The sequence below is a fragment of the Actinomadura oligospora ATCC 43269 genome, assembly GCF_000518265.1.
In the GTDB taxonomy this organism is placed as follows: Bacteria; Actinomycetota; Actinomycetes; order Streptosporangiales; family Streptosporangiaceae; genus Spirillospora; species Spirillospora oligospora.
The window spans coordinates 184,187-207,676 of sequence record NZ_JADG01000004.1 but is presented as its reverse complement, the minus strand read 5'-3'; the positions used below and the strand labels follow the sequence as shown (position 1 = coordinate 207,676).

The window sequence follows — 23,490 nt, the reverse complement described above, 5'->3', positions numbered from 1 at the left end:
CTCGCGGCGCGCCGGACGCGCGCCGTCAGAGAGCGGAGCGAGTCAAAACGAAGCGGATCAACATCCCCTCATCGCGCGATCATCACGGCGGGCGAACGAGTGAACGGGTGGACGGGGAGCGCCGCGCCCGAGCATGATCCGGTCCATGACCGAACTGACCGACACGAGCGGGCGCGCGCTGCTGAGCGCGCCCGGCGAGGGCGAACTGATCGACGTGGCCGGGGTCGCGCACCTGTTCCGGCTGACCGGCGAGCAGACGGGCGGACGGTTCGCCTTCGAGGAGTTCCGGCTCGCGCCGGGGATCGTCGGGGCGCGCCCCCACGTCCACGAGCGGCACGACGAGTACTTCTACGTCCTGGACGGCGAGCTCACCCTGCACAACGGCGACGGCGAGACGAGCGTCGGGCCCGGACACCTGCTCGCGGCGCTCCGCGGAACCGCGCACGGCTTCCGGAACGCCGGGACCGTCCCGGTCCGCGCCCTCTGCCTCTACACGCCCGCCGGATACGAGGGCTACTTCCGCGAGGTCCACGCGGCGGTCGCGGCGGGCGCGACCGTCACCGACGAACTGCTCGCCGAGTTCCGCGCCCGCCACCACACCCGCTCGTCCTGACGCGCGGTCGCTCCCTGATGTGGTGGGGGCGTGGCCAGGGGCCGCCGGACACCGTCGTGACGATGTCCGGCGGCCTTGGGCCGACCCGGCGTGCGGGCCAGGGCCCGCACGCCTCCTGACAGTGAACCGCCGAGACCGCTCTAGCCGGTGGCCGGGTAGGGCCGGAGGCTTTGGAAGATCTTGGTGAGGGTCTCGGGCGGGGCATCCCGGATCTTCGGGCCCCCGAAGACGGCGAACGAGAGGGGGAGGCCGGTCGAACCGGGCGTCTTCGGTGTCGCGGTGAGGACGTGGAGCCGCGCGCCCGGACGGACCGCGTTGCACGCGTCGTGCACCGACGGCACCGACAGGACGGTGTAGGTGACGGCCTGGGCCTGGATGCCGCCGTGCAGGGTGAGCGTCCGCTTCTTCCCGGCGTCCAGGACCGGGGCCCTGGCGTCGGTGCCGAACACCCAGTGCGCCCACGTCCGGGCCTGTGTGTCGGCCTCCTTCGCCAGCGCCGCCGATCTCGCCGGGTCGGTCGGCGCCAGCCCCTTCCCACCGCGGACGCCCGCGAGCGACAGGTAGCAGCCGTCCCCACTGCCGTTCTCCTGCTTGACGTGGGCGACCGAGAACGCGCCGATCTTCGCGTCGCCGTTGGCCGAGCCGTAGCCGATCAAGGTGCCGGGGGCCTCGAGCTGCCACCCGTACGGCACGTCGTACGCCACCCCGTAGTCCGGCGAGACCACAACCTGCCAGTACGGATCGGCCACCGGCTTCGGTGGGCCAGATGCGGCGGGGGCCCCGGTGGCGGACGTCCGCTTGGTCGGTTCCGCGGCCGTCCGGTGGCTCCCCTTGTCCGATGCCAGCGCCACCGTCCCGGCGACCGCCGCCGCAGCCACGGCGGTCGCCGCGGCGACGGCCACGATCACCGGCCGCCTGCGCGAGCGCTTCGGGGCGCCCGTGAACGCCGGGACCGTCATCGCTCCGTCGGTGACGGTCGGTTGAGCCGACGGCGCGACGCCCGGGAAGCTCACGACGCCCCGGTGCTGCTCCGCCGCGTACGGGCCGAGCCGGTCCGCGACGTTCGCCGCCGATCCCGGACGCGCCGCCGGGTCCTTGGCCAGCAGGTCCTGGACCAGACGTCCGAGGCCCTCCGGCACGTGCGGTGGAAGCGGCGGCGGAGGCTCGTGCATGTGCTGGTACATGAGGTGCGCGCCCGTCCCGGCGAACGGCGGGGCCCCGGTCAGCAGCTCGTGCAGGACGCAGCCCAGCGAGTACAGGTCGGAGCGCGGTCCGCTCTCGCCGCCCGTGAACTGCTCGGGAGCCATGTACCGGGGCGTGCCGACCGACCCGCCCTCCATGGTCAGCCGCGTCGCCGCGTCCGCCAGGTGCGCGATGCCGAAGTCGCAGATCTTCACCCGGTCGCCGGGGAGCAGGAACAGGTTCGCGGGCTTGACGTCCCGGTGGACGACCCCGCGCGCGTGCGCCGCGGCCAGCGCGTCCGCGACCTGGGCGGTCAGCGACGCGGCGCGCGGCACGGGCATCCCGCCGGGCGCGCCGTCCAGGACGGCCCGCAGGTCACGTCCCTCCAGCAGCTCCATGACCAGGTACAGGACGCGGACGCCCGCCTCCCGGTGCTCGCCGACGTCGTGCACGACGGTGATGCCGGGGTGCTGGAGCGTTCCCGCCGTCTCCGCCTCACGCAGTAAGCGCGCGCTCGTCCGTTCGTCGTCCCCTATCTCGGCGCGGATCAGTTTCACGGCCACTGACCGCCGCAACCGCTCGTCGGTCGCGCGCCACACCTCGCCCATTCCGCCGCGCCCCAGCGGTGCGTCCAGCCGGTAGCGGGCCCCCAGAATCGTCCCCTGTTTCATGGACGGACATCCCACCAGAAACCGCCTCCAAGATCCACAAAGCGCAGGATCTCGGCGGTGTCGCTCAGGAGCGCGCCGTGGCGCGGGTGTCCGGGTCCGGGGTGTCGGCGGGGGCGCCGTCCTCGGTCCAGACGCGGCCCATGGCCTCCAGCAGGGACGGACGTTTCCGGACGATCCAGGCGAGGTAGCCCAGGCCGGTGGCCATCCACGCCACGATCAGGACGAGCGCGACGCGGTTCGGGCCGTCCGGGAGCGGGACGAGCTGCCCGTACACCGGCAGCAGGAGCAGCAGCGCGGCCAGCACCGGCACCACGCCGTGCCGTAGCGCGGAGAACTCGGCGCGGTGCTCGCGCCGGGAGTACCGGACGAGCGCGACGCTGATCGAGATGTAGACCAGCACCATCGCGACGCCGACGATCTGCCCGGCGAACCCGTACATGCCGAGCGGGCCGATCCACAGGCCGCCGGCCAGCGACACCGCGAGCGACACGAGCATGGAGCAGGTGAGCGCCGCCTGCGGGACCCGGCCGTGGCCGACGGTGCCGAGCGCGCGGGGCAGCAGGCCCTCGCGGCCCATGGCGAAGATGACCCGGACCTGCGCGGTGACGCTGGAGATCAGGTTGGCGAACTGGCTGTTCAGCACGGTCAGCGCGAGCAGCCAGCCGAGGCCCCAGTAGCGGCGCATCAGGGTCGTCCAGGGCTCGGCGTCGGTGCGCAGCGCGCCGTGCTCGCCGAACCCGGTCGCGGCGGCGAACCCGGCCAGCACGTAGAACGCGCCGATCGCGAGGACGGCGGTGAACAGCGCGACCGGGATCGCCCGCCTCGCCGACCGGGCCTCCTCGCCGAGCGTGCCCGCCGACTCGAACCCGATGAACATCAGGATGCCCCACAGCATCCCCTTGCCGAGCCCGCTGAGACCGTCCGGCGAGGAGGACGGGCTGAACGGCGCGAGGCTCACCCCGTCCGCGCCGCCCCCGCCGAAGATCATGCCGAACAGCGCGAGCAGGACGCCCAGCTCCAGCACCAGGAAGATCAGGGCGGTCTTCGCCGACTGGGACACCCCGAGCGCGCTGATGCGCCACACCACCGCGCCGTAGACCAGCGTGAGCGCCCACCACGGAACGTTCCAGCCCAGTTCGGCGCGCAGGAAGTCGTGCGTGCTGGAGCCGATCGCGGGCAGCACCATCGGCGCGACCATCCCGTACGCGAGCAGCAGCAGCCACCCGGACGCGAACCCGCCGCGCCTGCCGAAGCCGTGCGCGTTGAAGGTGTAGGCGAATCCCGCCGTCGGCAGCCTGCGGGCGAACGAGGCGATGACCGACGCGACCAGCAGGCACACGACCATCGCCAGCAGGACCGCCAGCGGCAGCGCGTACCCCGCCGCCTCCGCGGCGAGGGGCGTGTTGAAGAAGACGGCGGTCGCGGGGGCCATGAAGGCCATCGGGATGACCGCCGCGCCGACCGCGCCGAGAGCGCCCCGGCGCAGCCCGGGTGTTCGCTCGGACAAGGGTCCCTCCAGGGCGTGGACGGCGGCCGAGACGACCCGGCGGGGCCGTCTCGACCTGCGTCGCGCCCAGTCTCGCCTGTCCGGCGAACGTTCCGGTGGACCCCGCGCCCCGGCGCGTTGACCTGCGCGACCTCGAATCCCCGGGCATTGCACAAGAGATCTTGTACAAAGCCTCTTGTGCATGTCATGATCTCCGGCATGACCGAAGACCGGATCAAGGACTCCGAGCGGCTGTCGGCGCTCGCCCACCCGCTGCGCAGGCGGCTGGCCGACATCCTGCGCGCCTACGGCCCCGCGACCGCGAGCACGCTCGCCGAGCGCACCGGACAGGGGGTCGGCAACGTCAGCCACCACCTGCGCGTGCTCGGCGCGGCCGGGATCATCGAGGAGGCGCCCGAGCTCGCCCGCGACCGGCGGGAGCGCTGGTGGCGGCGGGCCTCGCCGAACCTGTCCTGGCAGCAGAGCGACCACGCCTCCGACCCGGCGGGCGCGCTGGTCGCCCAGACCGTCCAGTCGATGCTGCTGGACCGGCACACCGCCGCCGCCCGCGAGTGGCTGCTCACCGAGCAGCCCCCGGAGTGGGTGGACGCGGCGTTCGTCGCCGACCGCTGGCTCCGGCTCACCCCCGAGGAGCTGGAGGAGATGGGACAGGAGCTGATCGCCGTCCTGCTGAGGTGGGGGACCCGCGAGATCCCCGACGACGGTCGCGAGCGCCCGGCCGTCCTGGCCTTCGCCTACGGAATGCCGGCCACCCCGTGACCGGCGTCCTCACCACCGCGACCGGCGCCGGGACCGACGCGGCGTCCCCGTCCCGGCCGGCGCGCGACTTCCGGCTGTTCTGGATCGGCGAGACCACCAGCAAGATCGGCAGCGGCGTCAGCGGCGTCGCGATCCCGCTCGCCGCGGTCGGCGTGCTGCACGCGAGCACCTTCCAGGTCGGCCTGCTCACGGCCGCCACCTGGCTGCCCTGGCTGCTGGTCGGCCTGCCCGCCGGGGCGTGGGTGGACCGGATGCCGCGCCGTCCCCTGATGATCGTCTGCAACCTGGCGTCGATGACGCTGCTGCTCAGCGCGCCGGTCTCCGCCTGGCTGGGCGTCCTCACCTTCTGGCAGCTGGCGGCGACCGCGCTGCTCCTGGGCGTCGCGGGAGTGTTCTTCCAGACCGCCTACCAGGTCTACCTGCCCTCGCTGCTCGACCAGCGGGACCTGGCCGCGGGCAACGCCAAGATGCAGGGCTCGGAGTCGTTCGCGCAGGTCGCGGGCCCGGGGCTCGCGGGCGCGATCACCCAGGCGCTCGGCGTCCTCGGCGGGCTGGTCGCCGACGCGGCCTCCTTCGCCGTCTCGACGCTGTGCCTGCTCGGCGTCCGGGCCGAGGAGGAGCCCGTCACGCCCCGGGAACGCGCGTCCCTGGGCCGGGACATCCTGGCCGGGCTGCGGTTCGTCACCGGCGACCCCTACCTGCGGGTCTTCGCGCTGTTCGGCGCCGTGTTCAACCTCGCCTTCATCGCCTACCAGGCGGTGCTGGTGGTGTTCCTGGTCCGCGAGCTGGACGTGGCGAACGGCGTGGTCGGCCTGCTGATGATGGGGATCAGCGTCGGCGGCGTGATCGGGGCCGTGTCCGCCACCCGCGTCGCGAACCGGTTCGGCACCGCCCGCGGGCTGCTGGTCGCGCTGTTCGGGACCGTCCCGTTCGCGCTGGCCATCCCCCTGACCGGGCCCGGCCCACGGCTCGCCCCGCTGGTCGTCGGCGGCCTGATGATCGGTGTCGGGACGGTGATCAGCAACGTCGTCCGCGGTAGCTTCCGGCAGCTCTACACGCCGCGCGAGCTGCTCGGCAGGGTCAGCGTCAGCATGATGTTCCTGAACTTCGGCACCATCCCGCTGGGCGGCCTGCTCGGCGGAGCGCTGGGCGAGACGGCCGGCGTCCGGCCGACCCTGTGGGTCATGGCCGTCACCATGGCCGCCTCACCCCTGCTCCTCCTCATAGGCCCCCTCAAACGCCACCGCGACCTCCCCACCACGCCCGCCGCCTGACCGCCTCCGCCCCGGGACGTTCCTGGCGCCGGGGGCTCAGCGCCAGTGGGTCGGGACGCCGTGGTGCGGGGTGTCGGCCAGGACGCGCCGCTCGCCTCCGCCGTGGGGCCAGAGGCGCAGCGTCAGCACCGGCAGGCTGTGGAAGTCCGCGTCGTCCGCCTGCTCCAGGTGCAGGTGGGCGACCGGCGCGTCCGGCGTCGCCGCCGTGCCCGCGCGCTCCACGGCGGCCGTCACCCGCGCCTGCTCGGCGGGGGAGAGGTACTGCCACATCAGCGAGTGCCACACGACGGTGACGACGCCCTCCCGCGGCGCGAGGTCGGCGAGGAACGCCGTGGCGTCCGCGCGGACGACCGCCGCCGGGACCCGCGCGGCGACCTCCAGCGCGCCCCGCAGCCGCGCGACCCGTTCGTGCTGGTCGGGCCAGACGAACGAGAGCAGCCGGACGCCGTCCGCGACCGGGTCCACCGGCGCGGGGTCGCAGCCCGTCCGCTCGACGATCGCCAGGTTCGCCGACAGCGGCGGCGGCGACCCGCGCCAGCAGTCGCGCAGCACCACCGGCGAGTCCGCCGGACCGAACGCCGGCTCACCACCCGGCTCGCCCGAATCGCTGCCCGATTCGTACCGGTACAGGTCGGCGCGCAGGTTCAGGCCCGCGCTGGCCCCGACCTCCAGCAGCCGGACGGGCCGCTCCCCGGCCGCCGCCATGATCGCCAGCAGGCCCCCGACGAGCGGCGCGGCGCGTCCGACCTCGTTGGTCTGCGGGGCTCCGGCCATCCCCGCGCGCACCTCGTCCGGACGGTCCGCCAGCAGTGCCCGGAACGCGGGCCAGGCGGCCGGCGGATCGGCCGTCCCGCCCGCCGTCGGGTAGTGCGCGGCCAGCTCGGGCGCCCGGCCCTCCAGCACCATCCGGTGGACCGCGCCGAGCAGCCGCAGGCACCACCCGGCTTCCGGACGGCCCGAAACAACGGCCGAAACCGGCCCGTCCACGTCCTCGGCGGCGCGCCGCAACAGCTCGGCGTACAGGGGCGACCCGCCCTTGGCGCAGGTCGCCGCCTGGGCGAGGAGATCGGCGCGGAGCCGGGAGGGGAGAATCGTGTCCATAGGCCCGATTCTCCCCCGTTGACCGTAACGATCTTGATTGGGACGATCGCGAACACTCACATCCGCGATCGGGGGGCTCCGCGAGGAGCGATCAAAGGAGGCGCGATGACGCGCACGGACCGACACGGACAAGGACTCGCGCGCCCGCGCGCGAGATGGCGCGGCGGGCGCGCCGCCGCGATGCTCGCGGCGGCGGCACTCGTCGCCGGGATCGCCCCGGCCGCGAACGCCGCGCCGGGATCGAAGGGGAACGAGCGCCTCGCCCGGCAGCTCGTCCGCGAGGTGAACGCCGACAACGCCTGGCGCCACCTCGAGGCCCTGCAGCGGATCGCCGACCAGAACAAGGGGATCCGGGCGTCCGGGACGCGCGGCCACGTGGCGTCCGCCGAGTACGTCGAGGGCAGGCTCCACGCCGCCGGGTACACGACGACCCGGCAGCCGTTCACCCACGACGACTTCGAGTTCCTCGCCTCCGAGGCCGAGGTGACGGCGCCGTCCACGCGCGCGCTGCACCCGCTGGTCGCCCGGTTCTCGGCGAACACGCCCGCAGGCGGCGTCACCGCGCCCCTCGCGGTCGTCCCGTCCGGGACGGACACGACCCCCGGCTGCGAGGCGTCCGACTACGCCGGGGCCGACTACCACGGCAAGATCGCGCTGATCGCGTCGGGCGGCTGCGGCAACACGATCAAGCAGAAGACGGCGTCCGAGGCGGGCGCCGCCGTCGCGCTGATCAACACCAACAACCCCAACCCGGACATGATCCTGCGCACCCGCCTCACGGCGGCGGACGTCAGGATCCCGGTCGCGTCCGTCAGCCGCGGCGAGTCCCAGGCGCTCGCGGCCGACGCGGCGCGCGGCCCGGTCACCCTCCGCGTCGACCTGCGCGGACGGGCCACGAAGGTGACCACGTTCAACGTGATCGCCGAGACCCCGACCGGACGGGCCGACAACGTCGTCATGCTCGGCGCGCACCTGGACGGCGTCACCGAGGGCCCGGGAATCAACGACAACGGCTCGTCCAGCTCGATGGAGCTGGAGACCGCGATCCAGCTCGCCAAGCACTTCAAGCAGATCAAGAACAAGGTCCGCTTCGCCTGGTGGGGCGCCGAGGAGCACGGCGACCTCGGCTCCGGCGCCTACGTGGCGCAGCTGTCGCCGCAGGACAAGGCCGACCTGGCCCTGTACCTCAACTTCGACATGATCGGCTCGCCGAACTACGCGCGGATGGTCTACGACGGCGACGACAGCGACCACGAGGGCGCCGGCGCGGGCCCCGAGGGCTCGGCGCAGATCGAGAAGGTCCTCACCGACTTCCACGGCTCGCGCGGCCTGCCGACCGTCGGCCGCGACTTCGACGGACGCTCCGACTACGGCCCGTTCATCGCCGCCGGGATCCCCGCGGGCGGCGAGACCAGCGGCTCCAACCTCATCAAGACCGAGAACTGGGCCCGGCTGTTCGGCGGTCAGGCAGGGCAGTCGCTCGACTGGTGCTACCACTCGGCCTGCGACACCCTGAAGAACGTCAACAGGACGATCTACGGGCAGAACGGCGCGGGCATGGCCTGGGCCACCGGACGGTTCGCCCTCGACATCTCCGACATCGTCCCGGACACCGCGGCCCAGCGGGCGAAGCAGCGTTCCGCCGCTCCGCTCCGCCTCGCCACGACGTCCGCCGACGAGGAGTGACCCCCGGCCCCGCACGCCCGGCGACGGCCGTGCGGGGCCACCCCCTCCCACCGGCCGGGCATGCCGGGACCCTCATCGGCTGGACGGGCGGGCACCCCCTCCCACCGGCCCGAAGGCCCCGCGACGGGTCTCATCAGTTGGACGCGCGGCACGAGCCGCCCCGGCGAGTCAATAGGATCGTGGGCATGCTGCGCTGGTTGACCGCGGGCGAGTCCCATGGCCCGGCCCTCACCGCGATCGTGGAGGGCCTTCCGGCCGGCGTGCGCGTGACCTCGGAGGACATCGCCGAGGAACTGCGCCGCCGGCGGCTCGGGCATGGGCGGGGCGCCCGGATGAAGTTCGAGCAGGACCAGGTGTCGATCCTCGGCGGCGTCCGGCACGGCTATACGCAGGGCGGCCCCGTCGCCGTCCAGGTGGGCAACACCGAGTGGCCCAAGTGGGAGACGGTGATGTCCGCCGACCCGGTGGACCCCGACGTCCTCGCCGCGCAGGCGCGCAACGCCCCGCTCACCCAGCCGCGGCCCGGCCACGCCGACCTCGCGGGCATCCAGAAGTACGGGTTCGACGACGCCCGGCCCGTCCTGGAGCGCGCGAGCGCCCGCGAGACCGCGGCCCGCGTCGCGCTCGGCACGGTCGCCAAGGCGTTCCTCAGGCAGGCCCTCGGCGTCGACATCGTGAGCCACGTCGTCTCGCTGGGCGAGATCGACGCCCCCGAGGACGTCGCGCCCGGCCCCGGCGACCTCGCCGCCGTGGACGCCTCGCCCGTGCGCTGCCTCGACGCGGACGCGTCCGCCAAGATGGTCGCGCACATCGACGAGCTGAAGCGGCAGGGCGACACCCTCGGCGGCGTCGTCGAGGTGCTCGCCTACGGCCTCCCGCCCGGCCTCGGCAGCCACGTCCACTGGGACCGGCGGCTCGACTCGCGCCTCGCCGGGATCCTCATGGGCATCCAGGCGATCAAGGGCGTCGCGGTCGGGGACGGCTTCGAGACCGCCCGGCGGCCCGGCTCCCGCGCCCACGACGAGATCGACAGCACCGAGGACGGCGTCCGCCGCCGCACCAACCGCGCGGGCGGGATCGAGGGCGGCATGACCACCGGCGAGCCGCTGCGCGTGCGCGCCGCGATGAAGCCGATCTCGACCGTCCCGCGCCGCCTCGACACCATCGACGTCGCCACCGGCGAGCCCGCCAAGGCGATCAACCAGCGTTCCGACGTGACCGCGGTCCCGGCCGCCGGGGTGGTCGCCGAGGCCATGGTCGCGCTCGTCCTCGCGGACGCGGCGCTGGAGAAGTTCGGCGGCGACTCGGTCGCCGAGACCGCCCGCAACCTGTCCGGATACCTGTCCTCCCTCACCGTCAAGTAGAGGAAACGATGGCCCGTCCCAAGGCCGTGATCATCGGCCCGCCCGGCTCCGGCAAGACCACCGTCGGCGCCGCCCTCGCCGAACGCCTCGGCGTCCCGCTGCGCGACACCGACGCCGACGTGGAGCGCGCGGCGGGCAAGCCGGTCGGCGAGATCTTCGTGGACGACGGCGAGGAGCGCTTCCGCGAGCTCGAGCGGGCCGCCGTCGCCGCGGCGGTCGCCGAGCACGAGGGCGTCGTGGCGCTCGGCGGCGGCGCGATCCTCGCCGCCGAGACGCAGGAGCTCCTCGAGGCCGGGCAGACGGTCGTCTACCTCGAGGTCGGCCTCGCCGAGGCGGTCAAGCGGATCGGCCTGAACCAGGCCCGCCCGCTGCTCGTCCTGAACCCGCGCAGCCAGCTCCGCCAGATGCTGGCCGAGCGCCTCCCGATCTACGAGCGGCTCGGCACCGTCCGGGTCAAGACCGACGAGCGCACCCCCGAGGAGATCGTCGACGAGATCGTCGCCGCCCTGGAGGCCGCCGAGTGACCGGCGCCGCTCCGAGGACGACGCGATGACCCGCCGCGTCCGGGTCGGCGGCGCCGACCCCTACGACGTCGTCATCGGCGAGGACGTCCACGGCGAGCTGCCGGGGCTGCTCGGCGACAACGTCCGGACGGTCGCCGTCGTCCACGACCAGGCGCTGCCCGAGCTCGTCCGCCCGGTGAGCGCCGCGCTGACCGCCGCCGGGTACGCCGTCCACGAGCTGCCGGTCCCGTCCGGTGAGGCGGCCAAGGAGGTCGGCGTCCTCGCCGGGCTCTGGTCCCGGTTCGCCCAGCTCGGCATGACGCGGACGGACGCGGTCGTCGGCGTCGGCGGCGGCGCGACCACCGACCTCGCAGGGTTCGCCGCCGCGTCCTGGCTGCGCGGGGTCAAGGTCGTCCACGTCCCGACCACCCTGCTCGCCATGGTGGACGCGGCGGTCGGTGGCAAGACCGGCATCGACATCCCCGAGGGCAAGAACCTGGTCGGCGCGTTCCACCCGCCCGCCGGGGTCCTCTGCGAGGTGTCGACGCTCGCGTCCATGGCCGAGCGCGACTACGTCAGCGGCCTCGCCGAGACGATCAAGGCGGGCTTCATCGCCGACCCGGTCATCCTCGACCTCGTCGAGGCCGACCCGGCCGCCGCCCGCCGCCCCGACGGCCCGCACACCGTCGAGCTGATCGAACGCGCCGTCCAGGTGAAGGCCGACGTCGTCTCGGCCGACCTCAAGGAGGGCGGCGTGCGCGAGTTCCTGAACTACGGGCACACCCTCGCGCACGCCATCGAGAAGGCCGAGGCCTACCGCTTCCCGCACGGCCACGCCGTCGCGGTCGGCATGGTCTACGCCGCCGAGCTCGCCCGCCTCGCCGGACGCTCCGACCTGGTCGACCGCACCGAGCGCGTCCTCGCCTCCGTGCACCTGCCGACCGCCTACAACGCCGACGCCTGGGACGAGCTGCGCGCCGCGATGACCATCGACAAGAAGTCGCGCGGCGCGACGCTCCGCTTCGTCGTGCTCGACGGTCTCGCGAAGCCGGGCCGCCTGGAGGGCCCGGACGAGGAGCTGCTCGCCGCCGCCTACCGGAGGGTCGCCCTGTGAACTCCGTCCTGGTCCTGAACGGCCCGAACCTGCGCCGCCTCGGCACCCGCGAACCGGACGTCTACGGCGCCGACACCTTCGACGACCTGGTCGCCCTCTGCCGCGAGACCGGCCGCCGCCTGGACCTGCACGTCGAGGTCCGGCAGACCGACGACGAGGCCGAGATGATCGGCTGGGTGCACCAGGCCGCCGACGAGAGGATCCCGGTCGTCCTCAATCCGGCCGCGTTCACGCACTACTCCTACGCGCTCCGCGACGCCCTCGCCCAGCGCACCGCGCCCCTGGTCGAGGTCCACATCTCCAATCCCGCCGCGCGCGAGGAGTTCCGCCACAACTCGGTCGTCGCGGGCGTCGCGACCGGCACCGTCGCGGGCTTCGGCCTGATGTCCTACGTCCTGGCCCTCCAGGCCATCGCCGAACTTCTCGCCGAGCAGGCCCGCTCCACCTGACGCTCCCGGTGCCGCCCGCCCCCGCACCTCACGCGGCCGTGATCACACACGTGATCACGGCCGCGTCGCTTTTCGCCCTCCGGCTCCCCGAGAACCCGGGAATCCGAAGAACCCGGGACCCGGCTTGATCGTTCGAGAATTCCCGCACTATTATCGTTCGATAATTGTCGAACGATATGAGGTGGTCCCTGATGACGCCGGCACGGGTGTACGAGCACCCCGCGACCGAGGAGATCGCGATCCCGCGGGTGCTGTTCGCGCTGAGCGAGCCGCTGCGGCTGTCGATGGTGCGCAAGCTCGCGGAGGAGGGCGAGGTGGACAGCGTCGAGCTGGGGCCGGACCTCCCGCGGTCGACGCTGACCCACCACACCAGCCTCCTGCGCGAGTCCGGGGTGGTGTTCGTCCGCGCCGAGGGACGCAAGTGCCTGATCCGGCTGCGCCATGACGACCTGGAGGCACGGTTCCCGGGCCTGATCGGCGCGGTCCTCGACGGGTACCAGGAAGCCGCCCCGGCCGGGGAGGACGAGTGATCCGCCGCGTCTGGCCCCTCGTCCTGGCCGCGGTCGCGCTGGGCATCGACGCCTACGTCCTCGCCGGGGTGCTGCCCTCGATCCCCGCCTCGCTCGACACGACCGTCGCGGCGGTCGGCCTGTGCGTGACGGCCTTCACCGCCTCGTATGCGCTGGCCGGGCCGCTGCTGTCCCGCGCGCTCGTCCGGGGGAGCACCGCCAGGGCGCTGCTGATCGCCCTCGGCGTGTTCAATCTCGGCAACCTCGTCACCGTGGTCTCGCCGGGCATCGCGGTGTTCCTCGCCTCACGGGTGATCGCCGGAGCCGGAGCCGGGGTCCTCACGGCGGTGGCGACGGCGACGGCCGCCGCCATGGTCGCCGACCACGAACGCGGCCGGGCCATGGCCATGGTGACCTTCGGCCTGTCCACCGGCACGGTCGCCGGAGTGCCGATCGGGATGCTCATCGGCGACCGGCTGAACTGGCGCTGGACGATGGGCCTGGTCGTGGCGATCGGCCTGCTCAGCATGGTCGCCCTGGCCGTCCAGGCGCGGACGATCCCGTCGCTGCCCGCCTCGCGCGGCCCGGCGTTCGCGGTGCTGCGGACGCCGAGGACCCTCGTCGGGGTCGGCGGAGCGTTCCTCCTCGGCGTGGCGAGTCTCGGGCTCTACACCTACCTGCTGCCCATGGCCGAGGCCCGAGGGCTCCAGGGCTGGAACTTCGCGCTCGTGTGGGCGTGGGGCATCGGCGGGGTCGCCGGATCCGCCCTGGTCGGCCGGGTCCTGGACGCGTCCGGGCCCCGAACGCTGCTCGTCGCGCTGCCGACGGCGCTCCTGGCGGGCTTCGCCGCCTTCTGGCTCTCCGACGCCCCGGCGGTCTGGCTCGTCGCGGCGGCGGTGTGGGGCGCGGCGGGCTGGGCGAGCGTCCCGACCCTCCAGCAGGCCCTGACCAAGGACCGGCCCGACCAGGCGATGCCGGTCGTCGCGTTCCAGATGGCCGCGATGTACCTCGGCTCCGCCGCGGGCGCGGCTGCGGGCAGCAGCCTGCTCGCCGAGGGTGTGGATCCGGGCGACCTCTCCGCGTGGGCCCTGGCCCCCGCCGCCCTCGGCCTGCTCCTCACCGGATGGATCGCCACCACCGCCGCAACCCCCCGGCCCGGTGCCGTCCATCCCGCCGAACAACCTGAGTGCGTCTGACCTGCTCAACGCCCCCCTCGACGCCGTCCTCCGCACCCTGCGGGTGAACGCCCCGCGTCAGTCGACGGCGGTGCGGGCGAGTTCCTTGAGCTCGGCGACGACGGCGTCGAGGGGGCGCAGGTCGCGTTCGGCGCGGCAGAGGATCGTGGCGCCCTCGACGGCGGAGACGATCAGGGTGGCGAGGCGGGCGGCGCGGGCGGGGGAGGCGCCCGCGTTCTCCAGGCCGGTGGCGAGGGTGTCCTGCCAGCGGGTGAACGCCTCGGCGGCGGCCTTGATCAGCTGCGGGGCGTCCTCGTGGGACTCGACGGTCACCGCGACGACCGGGCACCCCGCGCGGAACTCGCTCTTCACCAGGACGCCGCGCCACCAGCCGACGAAGGCGTCCACGGCCGAGGCGGCGTCGCCGCTCTCCACGGCGACCTGGATGCCCGAGTTGAGGAACTCGCCCGCGTAGTGGACGGCCTCCTCGGCGAGCTGCACCTTGCCGCCGGGGAAGTGGTGGTAGATCGAGCCGCGCGGCGCGCCGCTGTGCGCGATGACGTCCCGGAAACCCGTCCCGGAGTAGCCGCGCTCGCGGAAGAGATAGGCGGCGCTGCGCACCATGCGTTCACGGCTGTCGGTACCCATACCAGCGATTATGACATTCATCATAAGCTTCCCGGGTTGACCATGACGATCGTCATAGTGACCCTGGAGCATGACGGTCGTCATAGCCGTCGGACGCACGCTGGAGGGTGGACGGGTGACCGCGGGACTGGAGCAGCTCAAGCAGGCGATCAACATGGGCGCCGAGACGGGGATCGGCGTCGGCGCGCTGCTGGGCATGACCGCCGAGACGCTCGAGCCCGGCCGCGTGGTGTTCGGGCTGACGCCCGATCCCAAATTCAGCAACCCCCTCGGGACGGTCCACGGCGGCGTCCTGTCCACGCTGCTGGACTCGGCGATGAGCTGCGCCGTCCACACCACGCTGCCCGAGGGCGCGGGCTACACGACGCTGGAGCTCAAGGTCAACTTCGTCCGCGCGGTGCCGATCGAGGGTGGACGGCTGACCTGCGAGGGGACGACGATCCACGTCGGACGGCGGGTCGCGACCGCCGAGGGCCGCATCGTGGACGAGAACGGGAAGCTGGTCGCGCACGGGACGACCACCTGCATGGTCTTCCCGTCCGTTACCGAGCAGTAGGGTTCGGTCGACCACCCTTCCGGACGGGAGAACTCCGTGATTGAACTCAAGCGCGAGGGCGATGTCTTCGTCCTGCGGATGGACGCGGGCGAGAACCGCTTCCACCCCGACTTCCTCGCCGCCGCCAACGACGCGCTCGCCGAGGTCGAGGCCGCCGGGGGCCCGAAGGCGCTCGTCACCACCGGCGCCGGGAAGTTCTACTCCAACGGCCTGGACCTGGAGTGGCTCGGCGCGCACCAGGAGGAGTTCGTCCCCTACCTGGAGTCGGTGAACGCGCTGTACGCGCGGTTCCTGGAGCTCCCCGCCCCGACCGTGGCCGCGGTCAACGGGCACGCCTTCGCGGGCGGCGCGATGCTCGCGCTCGCCCAGGACTTCGCGGTCATGCGCGGCGACCGCGGCTACTTCTGCCTGCCCGAGGTCGACCTCGGGATGAGCTTCACGCCCGGCATGAACGCCCTGATCCGGGGCCGCCTGACCCCGCCGGTCGCGCACGAGGCGATGCTCACCGGACGCCGGTACGCCGCCGAGCAGGCCCGCGAGGCCGGGATCGTCCAGCGGACGGCCGAGGAGGCGGGCGTCCTGCCCGCCGCGATCGAACTCGCCGCGTCCCTCGCGGGCAAGAACGGGAAGACCGTGAAGGCGATCCGCGTGGAGCTCTACAAGCCGGTGATCGCCGCGCTGCGGGGCCCGGCCCTGCCGGAGTAAGCCCCCAACCGCTACGTTACGTCCAACAGAACCTGATTCGGTTCGTCTGTGGGAAGGATGCCGGGCATGCGCATCGGGATGGCCCTGAACTACTCGGGCGGCTTCAAGGAGACGGTCGCCGAGCTGGCCGACTACGAGAAGGCCGGCCTCGACATCGTCTACGTCGCCGAGGCGTACAGCTTCGACGCGGTGAGCCAGCTCGGCTACATCGCGGCGAAGACCGAGCGGCTGGAGATCGCGTCCGGCATCCTCCAGATCTACTCCCGCACGCCGACCCTGATGGCGATGACCGCCGCCGGGCTCGACTACGTGTCCGAGGGCCGGTTCACCCTCGGCATCGGCGCGTCCGGCCCGCAGGTCATCGAGGGCTTCCACGGCGTCCCCTACACCGCACCCCTCGGCCGGACGCGCGAGATCGTCGACATCTGCCGCAAGGTCTGGCGGCGCGAGCGCCTCCAGCACGAGGGCACGCACTACAACATCCCGCTCCCCGAGGGGCAGGGCACCGGTCTCGGCAAGCCGCTGAAGATCATCAACCACCCGGTGCGTCCGGACATCCCGGTCCTCATCGCCGCGATCGGCCCGAAGAACGTCGAGATGACCGCCGAGATCGCCAACGGCTGGGAGCCGATCTTCTACCTCCCGGAGAAGGCCAAGGACGTCTGGGGCGAGGCCCTGGCGGCCGGGAAGGCCAAGCGCGACCCGGCCCTCGGCGAGCTGGACGTCGTCGGCCAGGCGCACCTCGCCATCGGCGACGACGTCCAGGACTTCCTGGAGTTCGGCCGTCCGATGGCCGCCCTGTACATCGGCGGCATGGGCGCCAAGGGCAAGAACTTCTACAACAACCTCTGCCGCCGCTACGGCTGGGAGAAGGAGGCCGAGGAGATCCAGGACCTCTACCTCGCCGGCAAGAAGGACGAGGCCGCCGCGAAGGTCCCCTACGAGCTCCTCGAGAAGATGTCCCTCATCGGCAGCGAGGGCCACGTCCGCGAGCGCCTCGCCGCGATGAAGGAGTCCGGCGTCACCACCCTGAACGTCGCCCCCATCGCGGGCGACCACAAGGGCCGCCTCGCCCTGATCGAGAAGATCAAGAAGATGGCCGAAGAGGTCTGACCCGCGCCTGACCGAGCGCCCGCCCGGCCGGGCGGGCGCTCGAAGTCGCTCTAGAGGACGGCGTCGACCTCCCGCGCCACCCGCTCGCCGGAGCGGACGGCGCCGTCCATGTAGCCCGTCCAGAAGGTGGACGTCTCCGTGCCCGCCCAGTGGACGGGCCCGCACGGCGCGCGGAGCGCCGGGCCGAACCCGGTGAGGACGCCGGGCGGCGCGATGCCGACCGGCCCGCCGCCGCTCCAGACCTCGTTGTCCCACCGCTGGAACGCGGTCCGCACCGGCGACTTCGCCTTGTCGCCGAACAGCGCGGCGAAGGACGCCAGCCCCGCCGCCCGGACGTCGTCTGCGGACGACCCGTCCAGCGCGCGGATGTTCGACTGGTTCATGAAGCCCATCAGGACGCCGCGCGAGCCGTCCGGCGGGCTGTTGTCGAAGGTCGCGTCGATCGCGCCGCCGTCGGCCACGGCCTGCCCGGTCAGGCCGTCCGCGCGCCAGAACGGCGTGTCGTAGACGGCCACGAACTTGGCGATCGAGCCCATCGGGAAGCGCTGCATGAGCTGGGCACGGGCCGCGGGCAGGCCCGGCGAGTAGTCGATCCTGTTAGCGATCGCCGGGGACATCGCGACCACCACGCGCCTGCACGCGACCGTCAGGCCGTCCGCCGTCACGGTGACCGTCCCGCCGTCCACGCCGATCGACCGGACCGGCGCGTTGTACCGGATCCTGTCGCCGAGCCGGGCCGCGAGCCGGACGGGCACCTCCTGCGAGCCGCCCACGAACCGCGACTCCTGGCCGCCGCCCTTGGTGTTGATGAGCCGGTCCACCGTCCCGGCGTTGGACTCGTTGCCCGCCGACGCGATGTAGTTCAGGACGTAGAGCAGCGACACGTCCTTCGACCGCGCCGACAGCGTGGACGACACGAACTCGTCCATCAGGAACCGCGCGCCCGCGCTCAGCGAGTGCGCCCGCGACCAGGTGTGGAACGTCTGGCTGTCCCAGTCCTCGGCGTCCGCCGCCTTCCAGGGCTCGCCGACCGGGACCTTCTTGGCCATCCCGCCGAGCATCAGCAGCGCGGCCTCCAGGTCGATGACGCCCCAGTCCGGCGGGACGGCCCCGAGCACGCCGTCGGTCGCGTACAGGGAGCGCTTGCCGTCACGCAGGTAGACGTTCTTCCCCGCGTTGTACGTGGGGAAGGTCGCGACGCCCAGGTCCTGGGCGAGCGCGGCGATGCGGTCCTGCGTCGGCCCGATGAACTCCGCGCCGCCCTCGCTGGTGGTGCCGTCCCCGAGCGGCATCCCGTAGACGCGTCCGCCGGGCCGTTCCCTCGCCTCGAGGACGAGGACGGACCGTCCGGCGGCGACCAGATCACGGGCGGCGGTAAGGCCGGACAGGCCCCCGCCGACGACCACCACGTCCACCGAGACGGACGCCTCGCGTCCAGGGACGGACGCGCGCGCGGGGGAGGCGGTGGCGACGGTCGCCCCGGCGGCGAGCGCGCCGGTGCCGAGCAACCTGCGACGACTGAGTGCGGACATCTGCGGCTCCAGGGGGAGGGTGCGGGACACCGTAGGACACCCCTGCCGGGAAGTCGAGAGTCCTTCACGTTCCGCGGTGGTCTACAGTCCGATCATGAGGGAGAGACAACGCGAGCGCCGTTCGGCGCTGGCCGCGGCCGTCGAGGCGGCCGGGGCGGACGCGCTGCTGGTCACGCGCCCGGTCAACGTCCGCTACCTGACCGGACTGCACAGCTCGAACGCCGCCGCGCTCATCCGCGTGGACGGTCCGGACCTGCTCTGCACGGACGGACGCTACGCCGGGACGGCCGAAAAGGTCGCGTCCGACATGGAGATCGTGCTCGACCGGAACCCGGCCGCCGCGCTCGTCGGGCTCGCCGCCGACGCCGGGGCGGACACGCTCGGCTTCGAGGCGCACGACCTCACCGTCGAGCACCACGCCGAGCTGGCCGCGCTCGACCACGGCATCGCGTTCAAACCCCTCGGCCACCTGGTCGAGGAGCTGCGCGTCATCAAGGACGAGTCCGAGATCGACCTGCTGCGCCGGGCCTGCGAGATCACCGACGAGGCGTTCGAGGCGCTGCTGCCGTCGATCCGCCCGGGGATCACCGAGCGCGCCCTGGCCGTCGAGCTCGACCGCCACATGATCGACTTCGGCGCGGACGGCCTGGCGTTCGACACCATCGTCGCCTCCGGGCCGAACGGCGCGATCCCGCACCACTCGCCGGGCGCCCGCGAGCTGGCCAACGGCGACCTGGTCACCTTCGACTTCGGCGCGCTGGTCGGGGGCTACCACGCCGACATGACGCGCACCGTCGCGGTCGGCACGCCCTCCGACTGGCAGCGCGACCTGTACGAGCTGGTCCGCCGCGCCCAGCGGGCCGCCGTCGAGGCGGCCGTCCCCGGCGCCGTGTACAGCGCCGTCGACGCCGCCGCCCGGGACATGATCGGCGAGGCCGGGTTCGGCGACGACTTCACCCACGGCCTCGGGCACGGCGTCGGGCTGGAGATCCACGAGGCTCCGCTCATGAGCTCCCGCGCGACCGGTAAGCTGGTGGATCGAGTTCCGATCACCGCCGAGCCGGGGGTCTACCTCGCCGGCCGGGGCGGTGTCCGCATCGAGGACACGCTCGTGGCGCGGACGGGCGGGCCGGAGCTCCTCACCAAGACGACCAAGGACCTGATCGTCCTCTAGCCGACCCGGCGGACGAGGCGGGGTCCGCCGAGCGGGAGAACACCTGTGGCGACGACGAACGACCTGAAGAACGGCATGACGCTGAAGATGGACAACGGCCTCTGGACCGTTCAGGAGTTCCAGCACGTCAAGCCCGGCAAGGGCCCCGCGTTCGTCCGCACGAAGATCAAGAACGTGCTCACGGGCAAGATCATCGACAAGACCTTCAACGCGGGCAGCAAGGTGGAGGTCGCCTCCGTCGACAAGCGGGACATGCAGTACCTGTACCGCGAGGGCGACGCCTTCATCTTCATGGACACCGAGACCTACGAGCAGCCGCACATCGAGGCCGCCGTGGTGGGCGACGCCGCCAAGTACATGCTGCCCGAGCAGAAGGCGATGATCGCCTTCAACGAGGGCAACCCGCTCTACGTCGAGCTTCCCGCCGCCGTGGTCCTGCAGATCGCCGAGACCGAGCCCGGCCTGCAGGGCGACCGCTCCACCGGCGGCTCCAAGCCCGCCACCCTGGAGACCGGCGCCGAGGTCCAGGTCCCGCTGTTCATCACCACGGGTGAGAAGATCAAGGTCGACACCCGCTCCGGCGAGTACCTCGGCCGGGCCTGATGGCGGCCAGGACCAAGGCGCGCAAGCTCGCCCTGGACGTGCTGTTCGCGGCCGAGCTGCGCGAGGAGAGGCCCACCGAGGTCCTCGAGCAGCGCGGCCGTCCGAACCAGGGCGAACTCGCCGAGTACCCGCACGCCGTGCGGATCGTCGAGGGTGTCCAGGCGCACGCCGAGCGGATCGACGAGCTCATCTCGACCTACGCGACCGGCTGGACCCTCGACCGCATGCCGGTCGTGGACCGCAACATCCTGCGCATGGGCATGTTCGAGCTGCTCTGGGTGGACGACGTCCCGGACGGCGTCGCGGTGAGCGAGGCGGTGTCGCTCGCGACCGAGCTGTCCACCGACGAGTCCCCGCGGTTCGTCAACGGCCTGCTCGCCCGCATCCAGCAGCTGAAGCCGTCCCTGTCCGTCTGACCGTCCCGGCCTGACACCGTTCACGCCCCACCTCGCCCGCCGGGCCCGTACGCCGTTGGATGCGGACGGGCCGCAAAGGGTGATGTGGGCGTGGTGAAGCGGAGGCCGGGGCCTAGGGTGGGGGGACATGACCGGTGAGAGGGGGGCGGCCGTGCCCGCCCAGCAGACCTGGCGGAGCCGCGGTGGCGGCCGGGTGCGCGGCGCCGTCCTGTGGGACGTCCTGCGCGAGGTGCTCGCCCGCGTGGCCGGGCAGGGCCCGTGCGACGTGGTGGACGTCGGCGGCGGCACCGGCGGGTTCGCCGTGCCGCTCGCCGAGCTCGGCCACCGCGTGACCGTGGTGGACGCCAGCCCCGACGCGCTCGCCGCGCTCGAACGGCGCGCCGCCGAGGCGGGCGTGTCCGTCCACGCCATCCAGGGCGACGCGGGCGACCTTCCGGAGGTCCTCGGCGAGTCCTCCGCCGACCTGGTGCTGTGCCACAGCGTCCTGGAGTTCGTGGACGACCCTGCCGCCGCGATGCACGCGCTGACCCGGGTCGTCCGGCCAGGCGGGGCGGTCAGCGTGCTGGTCGCGGGGCAGATCGCCGCCGCGCTGCACCGGGCCGCCGCCGGGCGCTTCGACGACGCCCGGCAGGTCCTGACCGACCCGGACGGACGCTGGGGCGAGCACGACCGGATGCCGCGCCGCTTCACCCGCGAGTCGCTCGCCGAGCTGGCCGCCGGGGCGGGCCTCACCGCCCGCGAGACGCACGGCGTCCGGATCTTCGCCGACCTCGTCCCGAGCGCACTGCTGGACGAGGCGGGCGCCGCCGAGGGCCTGGTCGCCCTGGAGCGCGCCGCGTCCGTCCACCCCGTCCTGCGCGAGCTGGCGACCCAGCTGCACCTGGTCGCCGAACGCCCCTGACCGAAGTCCCGGCCGCACCCGCGACCGGGCCCGCGCACCCGCCCTGAGCGGGTGAAATGTCCGACAGGACGTCTAGGTTGGGGGCATGAGCCGCAAGCAGCAGCTGCACCGGCCGGGCCCGCCGCCCGGCCCGCCGGGGGACGACACGGGCTGCTCGATCCTGCACGTCGACATGGACGCGTTCTTCGTGAGCGTCGAACTGCTCGACCGGCCGGACCTGCGCGGACGCCCCGTGGTCGTCGGCGGCGTCGGCGGCCGGGGCGTGGTCTCGGCCGCCTCCTACGAGGCCCGCGAGTACGGCGTCCACTCGGCGATGCCGATGTCGCGCGCGCGGCGACTGTGCCCGCACGCGGTGGTGCTGCCGCCCCGGCACGAGCGGTACACGGCGGTGTCCCGCGCCGTGTTCGAGATCTTCCGGTCGATGACCCCGCTGGTCGAACCGCTCTCGGTGGACGAGGCGTTCCTCGACGTCGCGGGCGCGCGCAAGCTGTACGGACGCCCCGCCGAGATCGCCCGGCTCATCCGCGCGAAGGTGTCGGAGCAGCAGGGCGTGACCTGCTCGGTCGGCGTCGCGCCCACCAAGTTCGTGGCGAAGCTGGCGTCCACCCGCTGCAAGCCGGACGGCCTCCTGGTCGTCCCGGCGGACGGGGTGGAGGAGTTCCTGCACGCCCTGCCCGTCGCGGCGCTCTGGGGCGTCGGGGAGCGCACGGAGCAGCAGCTGACGCGCCTGGGCCTGCGCACCGTCGGGCAGCTCGCCCAGGTCCCCCTGGCGACCCTCCAGCGCGAGCTGGGCAACGCGCTCGGAAGCCACCTCCACGAACTCTCCTGGGGGCGCGACCCGCGCGCGGTCGTCCCGGAGAGCGTCGACAAGAGCATCGGCGCCGAGGAGACCTTCGACACCGACATCGACGACCCGGACGAGATCCGCCGCGAGCTGCTCCGGCTGGCCGAGAAGGTCGGCGCGCGGCTGCGCGCGGGCGGACACGCCGGACGCACCGTCAGCGTCAAGCTCCGCAACGGGGACTTCAAGACGATCACTCGCGCGCGCACGCTCCGTGAGCCCACCGATCTCGCGAGAGTGATCTATGTCACAGCCTGCGAGCTGTATGAGGCGTCCGGCTGGGATCGGGTACGACTCCGGCTGGTGGGCGTGCGTGTGGAGAACCTCACGTCCGCGGGCGACGCTCCACGGCAGCTGGCCTTCGACGAACCGGAGACCGGCTGGCGGGAGGCGGAGCGCGTGATCGACCAGGTCGCGAGCCGTTTCGGTCGCGGCGCGGTCCGTCCTGCCGCGCTCGTGAAGCGCGGCGCCGGCCGTTCTCCAGGCCGGGACGGACGGGAGAACGGTGACGGGAGGGGATGAGGCGGATGCGGAGATGAACGGGAGAGGGTCCGTGGTCGGCCGTTCGCTTTCGTTGGCCTGTCCTGGCTCGTATTCTGGTCATATCACCGTTGAGGTTCCCGTCCTGCATCGGAATCCCCGTCGCGGGGCTGTCGTTGGGAGGCGCCGTGCCGCTCTCTGATCACGAGCAGCGCATGCTCGACCAGATCGAGCAGGCGTTGTACGCCGAGGATCCGAAGTTCGCGCACGCCGTGCGCACGACGAGTCCTCAGGTGCACTACAAGCGCCAGATGATCAAGGCCGCGGTGGGCTTCGCCGTCGGCGTCGCCGCCCTGATGGCGGGCCTGGTGGCGAACGCGGGCGCCATCACCATCGCCGTCAGCGTGGCCGGTTTCCTGCTCATGGTCGCCTGCTGCGTCTGGGCGCTCACCAGCTGGAAGCGCATGACCGGCATCGCCGAGCCGGCCACGTCCCGAGGCCGTCGCGGACGCCGCGAGCGCCGCGGCTCGTCCGGTGGCGCGGCCCGCGGGGGCTTCATGGAGCGCATGGAGGAGCGCTGGCGCCGCAGGGAAGAGGAACGCTGACCTGACCCA

24 protein-coding genes are annotated in these 23,490 nt (G+C 73.1%); 19 read left to right on the top strand and 5 right to left on the bottom strand.

Going from position 1 to position 23,490, the window contains the following annotated elements:
- Nucleotides 1–145 precede the first annotated feature (145 nt).
- The gene (locus P696_RS43490; RefSeq protein ID WP_064743954.1) at nucleotides 146–613 is read left to right on the top strand and encodes a cupin domain-containing protein; all 468 of its coding nucleotides are present in this window, start codon (nucleotides 146–148) and stop codon (nucleotides 611–613) included.
- 140 nt (nucleotides 614–753) lie between these two features.
- Here P696_RS43490 and P696_RS52075 read toward each other — a convergent pair whose 3' ends face one another.
- Together P696_RS52075 and P696_RS43480 are read right to left on the bottom strand one after the other, a co-directional pair.
- A complete protein-coding gene (locus P696_RS52075; RefSeq protein ID WP_084336852.1) occupies nucleotides 754–2,466 on the bottom strand; it encodes a serine/threonine-protein kinase in 1,713 nt (570 codons plus the stop codon).
- Between the two features lie 64 nt (nucleotides 2,467–2,530).
- The gene (locus P696_RS43480) at nucleotides 2,531–3,973 is read right to left on the bottom strand and encodes an APC family permease (protein WP_051466896.1); all 1,443 of its coding nucleotides are present in this window, start codon (nucleotides 3,971–3,973) and stop codon (nucleotides 2,531–2,533) included.
- A gap of 198 nt (nucleotides 3,974–4,171) precedes the next feature.
- On the opposite strand from P696_RS43480, the gene P696_RS0105460 reads away from it, so the two are divergent.
- Together P696_RS0105460 and P696_RS43475 are read left to right on the top strand one after the other, a co-directional pair.
- Complete coding sequence (locus P696_RS0105460; protein ID WP_026411530.1) at nucleotides 4,172–4,732, top strand: ArsR/SmtB family transcription factor; 561 nt, start codon at nucleotides 4,172–4,174, stop codon at nucleotides 4,730–4,732.
- Nucleotides 4,729–6,006, top strand: coding sequence for an MFS transporter (locus P696_RS43475; RefSeq protein WP_211245638.1), 1,278 nt, complete (start codon nucleotides 4,729–4,731; stop codon nucleotides 6,004–6,006). Before P696_RS0105460 ends, P696_RS43475 begins: the two co-directional genes overlap by 4 nt.
- Nucleotides 6,007–6,042: 36 nt before the next feature.
- Here P696_RS43475 and P696_RS0105450 read toward each other — a convergent pair whose 3' ends face one another.
- Nucleotides 6,043–7,107: a DUF2332 domain-containing protein gene (locus P696_RS0105450; RefSeq protein ID WP_051466894.1), complete on the bottom strand. Its 1,065-nt coding sequence runs from the start codon at nucleotides 7,105–7,107 to the stop codon at nucleotides 6,043–6,045.
- A gap of 105 nt (nucleotides 7,108–7,212) precedes the next feature.
- Here P696_RS0105450 and P696_RS43470 point away from each other — a divergent pair, with 105 nt between their 5' ends.
- The 7 genes from P696_RS43470 to P696_RS0105415 all read left to right on the top strand — a co-directional run bounded on the left by P696_RS43470 (nucleotide 7,213) and on the right by P696_RS0105415 (nucleotide 13,928).
- Nucleotides 7,213–8,793 (top strand): M28 family peptidase, encoded by a 1,581-nt coding sequence (locus P696_RS43470; RefSeq protein WP_245627514.1) that lies wholly within the window; start codon nucleotides 7,213–7,215, stop codon nucleotides 8,791–8,793.
- 185 nt (nucleotides 8,794–8,978) lie between these two features.
- Complete coding sequence (gene aroC, locus P696_RS0105440) at nucleotides 8,979–10,157, top strand: chorismate synthase (RefSeq protein ID WP_026411528.1); 1,179 nt, start codon at nucleotides 8,979–8,981, stop codon at nucleotides 10,155–10,157.
- 8 nt (nucleotides 10,158–10,165) lie between these two features.
- Entirely contained in the window at nucleotides 10,166–10,681 is a 516-nt protein-coding gene (locus P696_RS0105435; RefSeq protein ID WP_026411527.1) for a shikimate kinase, read from the top strand.
- Nucleotides 10,682–10,706: 25 nt separating this feature from the next.
- Nucleotides 10,707–11,774 (top strand): 3-dehydroquinate synthase, encoded by a 1,068-nt coding sequence (gene aroB / locus P696_RS0105430; protein WP_026411526.1) that lies wholly within the window; start codon nucleotides 10,707–10,709, stop codon nucleotides 11,772–11,774.
- Complete coding sequence (gene aroQ / locus P696_RS0105425; protein ID WP_026411525.1) at nucleotides 11,771–12,223, top strand: type II 3-dehydroquinate dehydratase; 453 nt, start codon at nucleotides 11,771–11,773, stop codon at nucleotides 12,221–12,223. The genes aroB and aroQ overlap by 4 nt, the downstream gene beginning before the upstream one ends.
- Nucleotides 12,224–12,414: 191 nt before the next feature.
- Nucleotides 12,415–12,753: an ArsR/SmtB family transcription factor gene (locus P696_RS0105420; RefSeq protein ID WP_034483631.1), complete on the top strand. Its 339-nt coding sequence runs from the start codon at nucleotides 12,415–12,417 to the stop codon at nucleotides 12,751–12,753.
- Nucleotides 12,750–13,928 carry an MFS transporter gene (locus tag P696_RS0105415; RefSeq protein ID WP_026411523.1) on the top strand — a complete coding sequence of 393 codons (1,179 nt, stop codon included), beginning with the start codon at nucleotides 12,750–12,752 and terminating at the stop codon, nucleotides 13,926–13,928. Before P696_RS0105420 ends, P696_RS0105415 begins: the two co-directional genes overlap by 4 nt.
- A gap of 57 nt (nucleotides 13,929–13,985) precedes the next feature.
- Here the strand turns inward: P696_RS0105415 and P696_RS0105410 are convergent, their stop codons facing one another.
- On the bottom strand, nucleotides 13,986–14,555 hold the full coding sequence (locus tag P696_RS0105410) for a TetR/AcrR family transcriptional regulator (protein WP_034483308.1): 570 nt from the start codon (nucleotides 14,553–14,555) through the stop codon (nucleotides 13,986–13,988).
- A 70-nt stretch (nucleotides 14,556–14,625) separates the two neighbouring features.
- On the opposite strand from P696_RS0105410, the gene P696_RS0105405 reads away from it, so the two are divergent.
- From P696_RS0105405 to P696_RS0105395, 3 genes are all read left to right on the top strand, one after another.
- On the top strand, nucleotides 14,626–15,111 hold the full coding sequence (locus P696_RS0105405; RefSeq protein ID WP_051466890.1) for a PaaI family thioesterase: 486 nt from the start codon (nucleotides 14,626–14,628) through the stop codon (nucleotides 15,109–15,111).
- A 36-nt stretch (nucleotides 15,112–15,147) separates the two neighbouring features.
- Entirely contained in the window at nucleotides 15,148–15,816 is a 669-nt protein-coding gene (locus P696_RS0105400; protein ID WP_026411520.1) for an enoyl-CoA hydratase-related protein, read from the top strand.
- A gap of 66 nt (nucleotides 15,817–15,882) precedes the next feature.
- Complete coding sequence (locus tag P696_RS0105395; RefSeq protein WP_026411519.1) at nucleotides 15,883–16,929, top strand: LLM class F420-dependent oxidoreductase; 1,047 nt, start codon at nucleotides 15,883–15,885, stop codon at nucleotides 16,927–16,929.
- A 50-nt stretch (nucleotides 16,930–16,979) separates the two neighbouring features.
- On the opposite strand, the gene P696_RS0105390 is transcribed toward P696_RS0105395, so the two are convergent.
- On the bottom strand, nucleotides 16,980–18,461 hold the full coding sequence (locus tag P696_RS0105390; protein ID WP_034483628.1) for a flavin monoamine oxidase family protein: 1,482 nt from the start codon (nucleotides 18,459–18,461) through the stop codon (nucleotides 16,980–16,982).
- A gap of 94 nt (nucleotides 18,462–18,555) precedes the next feature.
- Between P696_RS0105390 and P696_RS0105385 the strand changes: the two genes are divergently transcribed.
- From P696_RS0105385 to P696_RS0105360, 6 genes are all read left to right on the top strand, one after another.
- The gene (locus P696_RS0105385) at nucleotides 18,556–19,635 is read left to right on the top strand and encodes a M24 family metallopeptidase (RefSeq protein ID WP_026411517.1); all 1,080 of its coding nucleotides are present in this window, start codon (nucleotides 18,556–18,558) and stop codon (nucleotides 19,633–19,635) included.
- 45 nt (nucleotides 19,636–19,680) lie between these two features.
- Complete coding sequence (gene efp, locus P696_RS0105380) at nucleotides 19,681–20,238, top strand: elongation factor P (RefSeq protein ID WP_026411516.1); 558 nt, start codon at nucleotides 19,681–19,683, stop codon at nucleotides 20,236–20,238.
- The gene (nusB, locus tag P696_RS0105375; protein WP_026411515.1) at nucleotides 20,238–20,654 is read left to right on the top strand and encodes a transcription antitermination factor NusB; all 417 of its coding nucleotides are present in this window, start codon (nucleotides 20,238–20,240) and stop codon (nucleotides 20,652–20,654) included. Before efp ends, nusB begins: the two co-directional genes overlap by 1 nt.
- Nucleotides 20,655–20,781: 127 nt before the next feature.
- Nucleotides 20,782–21,555 (top strand): methyltransferase domain-containing protein, encoded by a 774-nt coding sequence (locus tag P696_RS0105370; protein WP_026411514.1) that lies wholly within the window; start codon nucleotides 20,782–20,784, stop codon nucleotides 21,553–21,555.
- 85 nt (nucleotides 21,556–21,640) lie between these two features.
- Entirely contained in the window at nucleotides 21,641–22,918 is a 1,278-nt protein-coding gene (locus P696_RS0105365) for a DNA polymerase IV (protein ID WP_026411513.1), read from the top strand.
- A gap of 146 nt (nucleotides 22,919–23,064) precedes the next feature.
- Complete coding sequence (locus P696_RS0105360; protein ID WP_026411512.1) at nucleotides 23,065–23,481, top strand: DUF3040 domain-containing protein; 417 nt, start codon at nucleotides 23,065–23,067, stop codon at nucleotides 23,479–23,481.
- Nucleotides 23,482–23,490 lie beyond the last annotated feature (9 nt).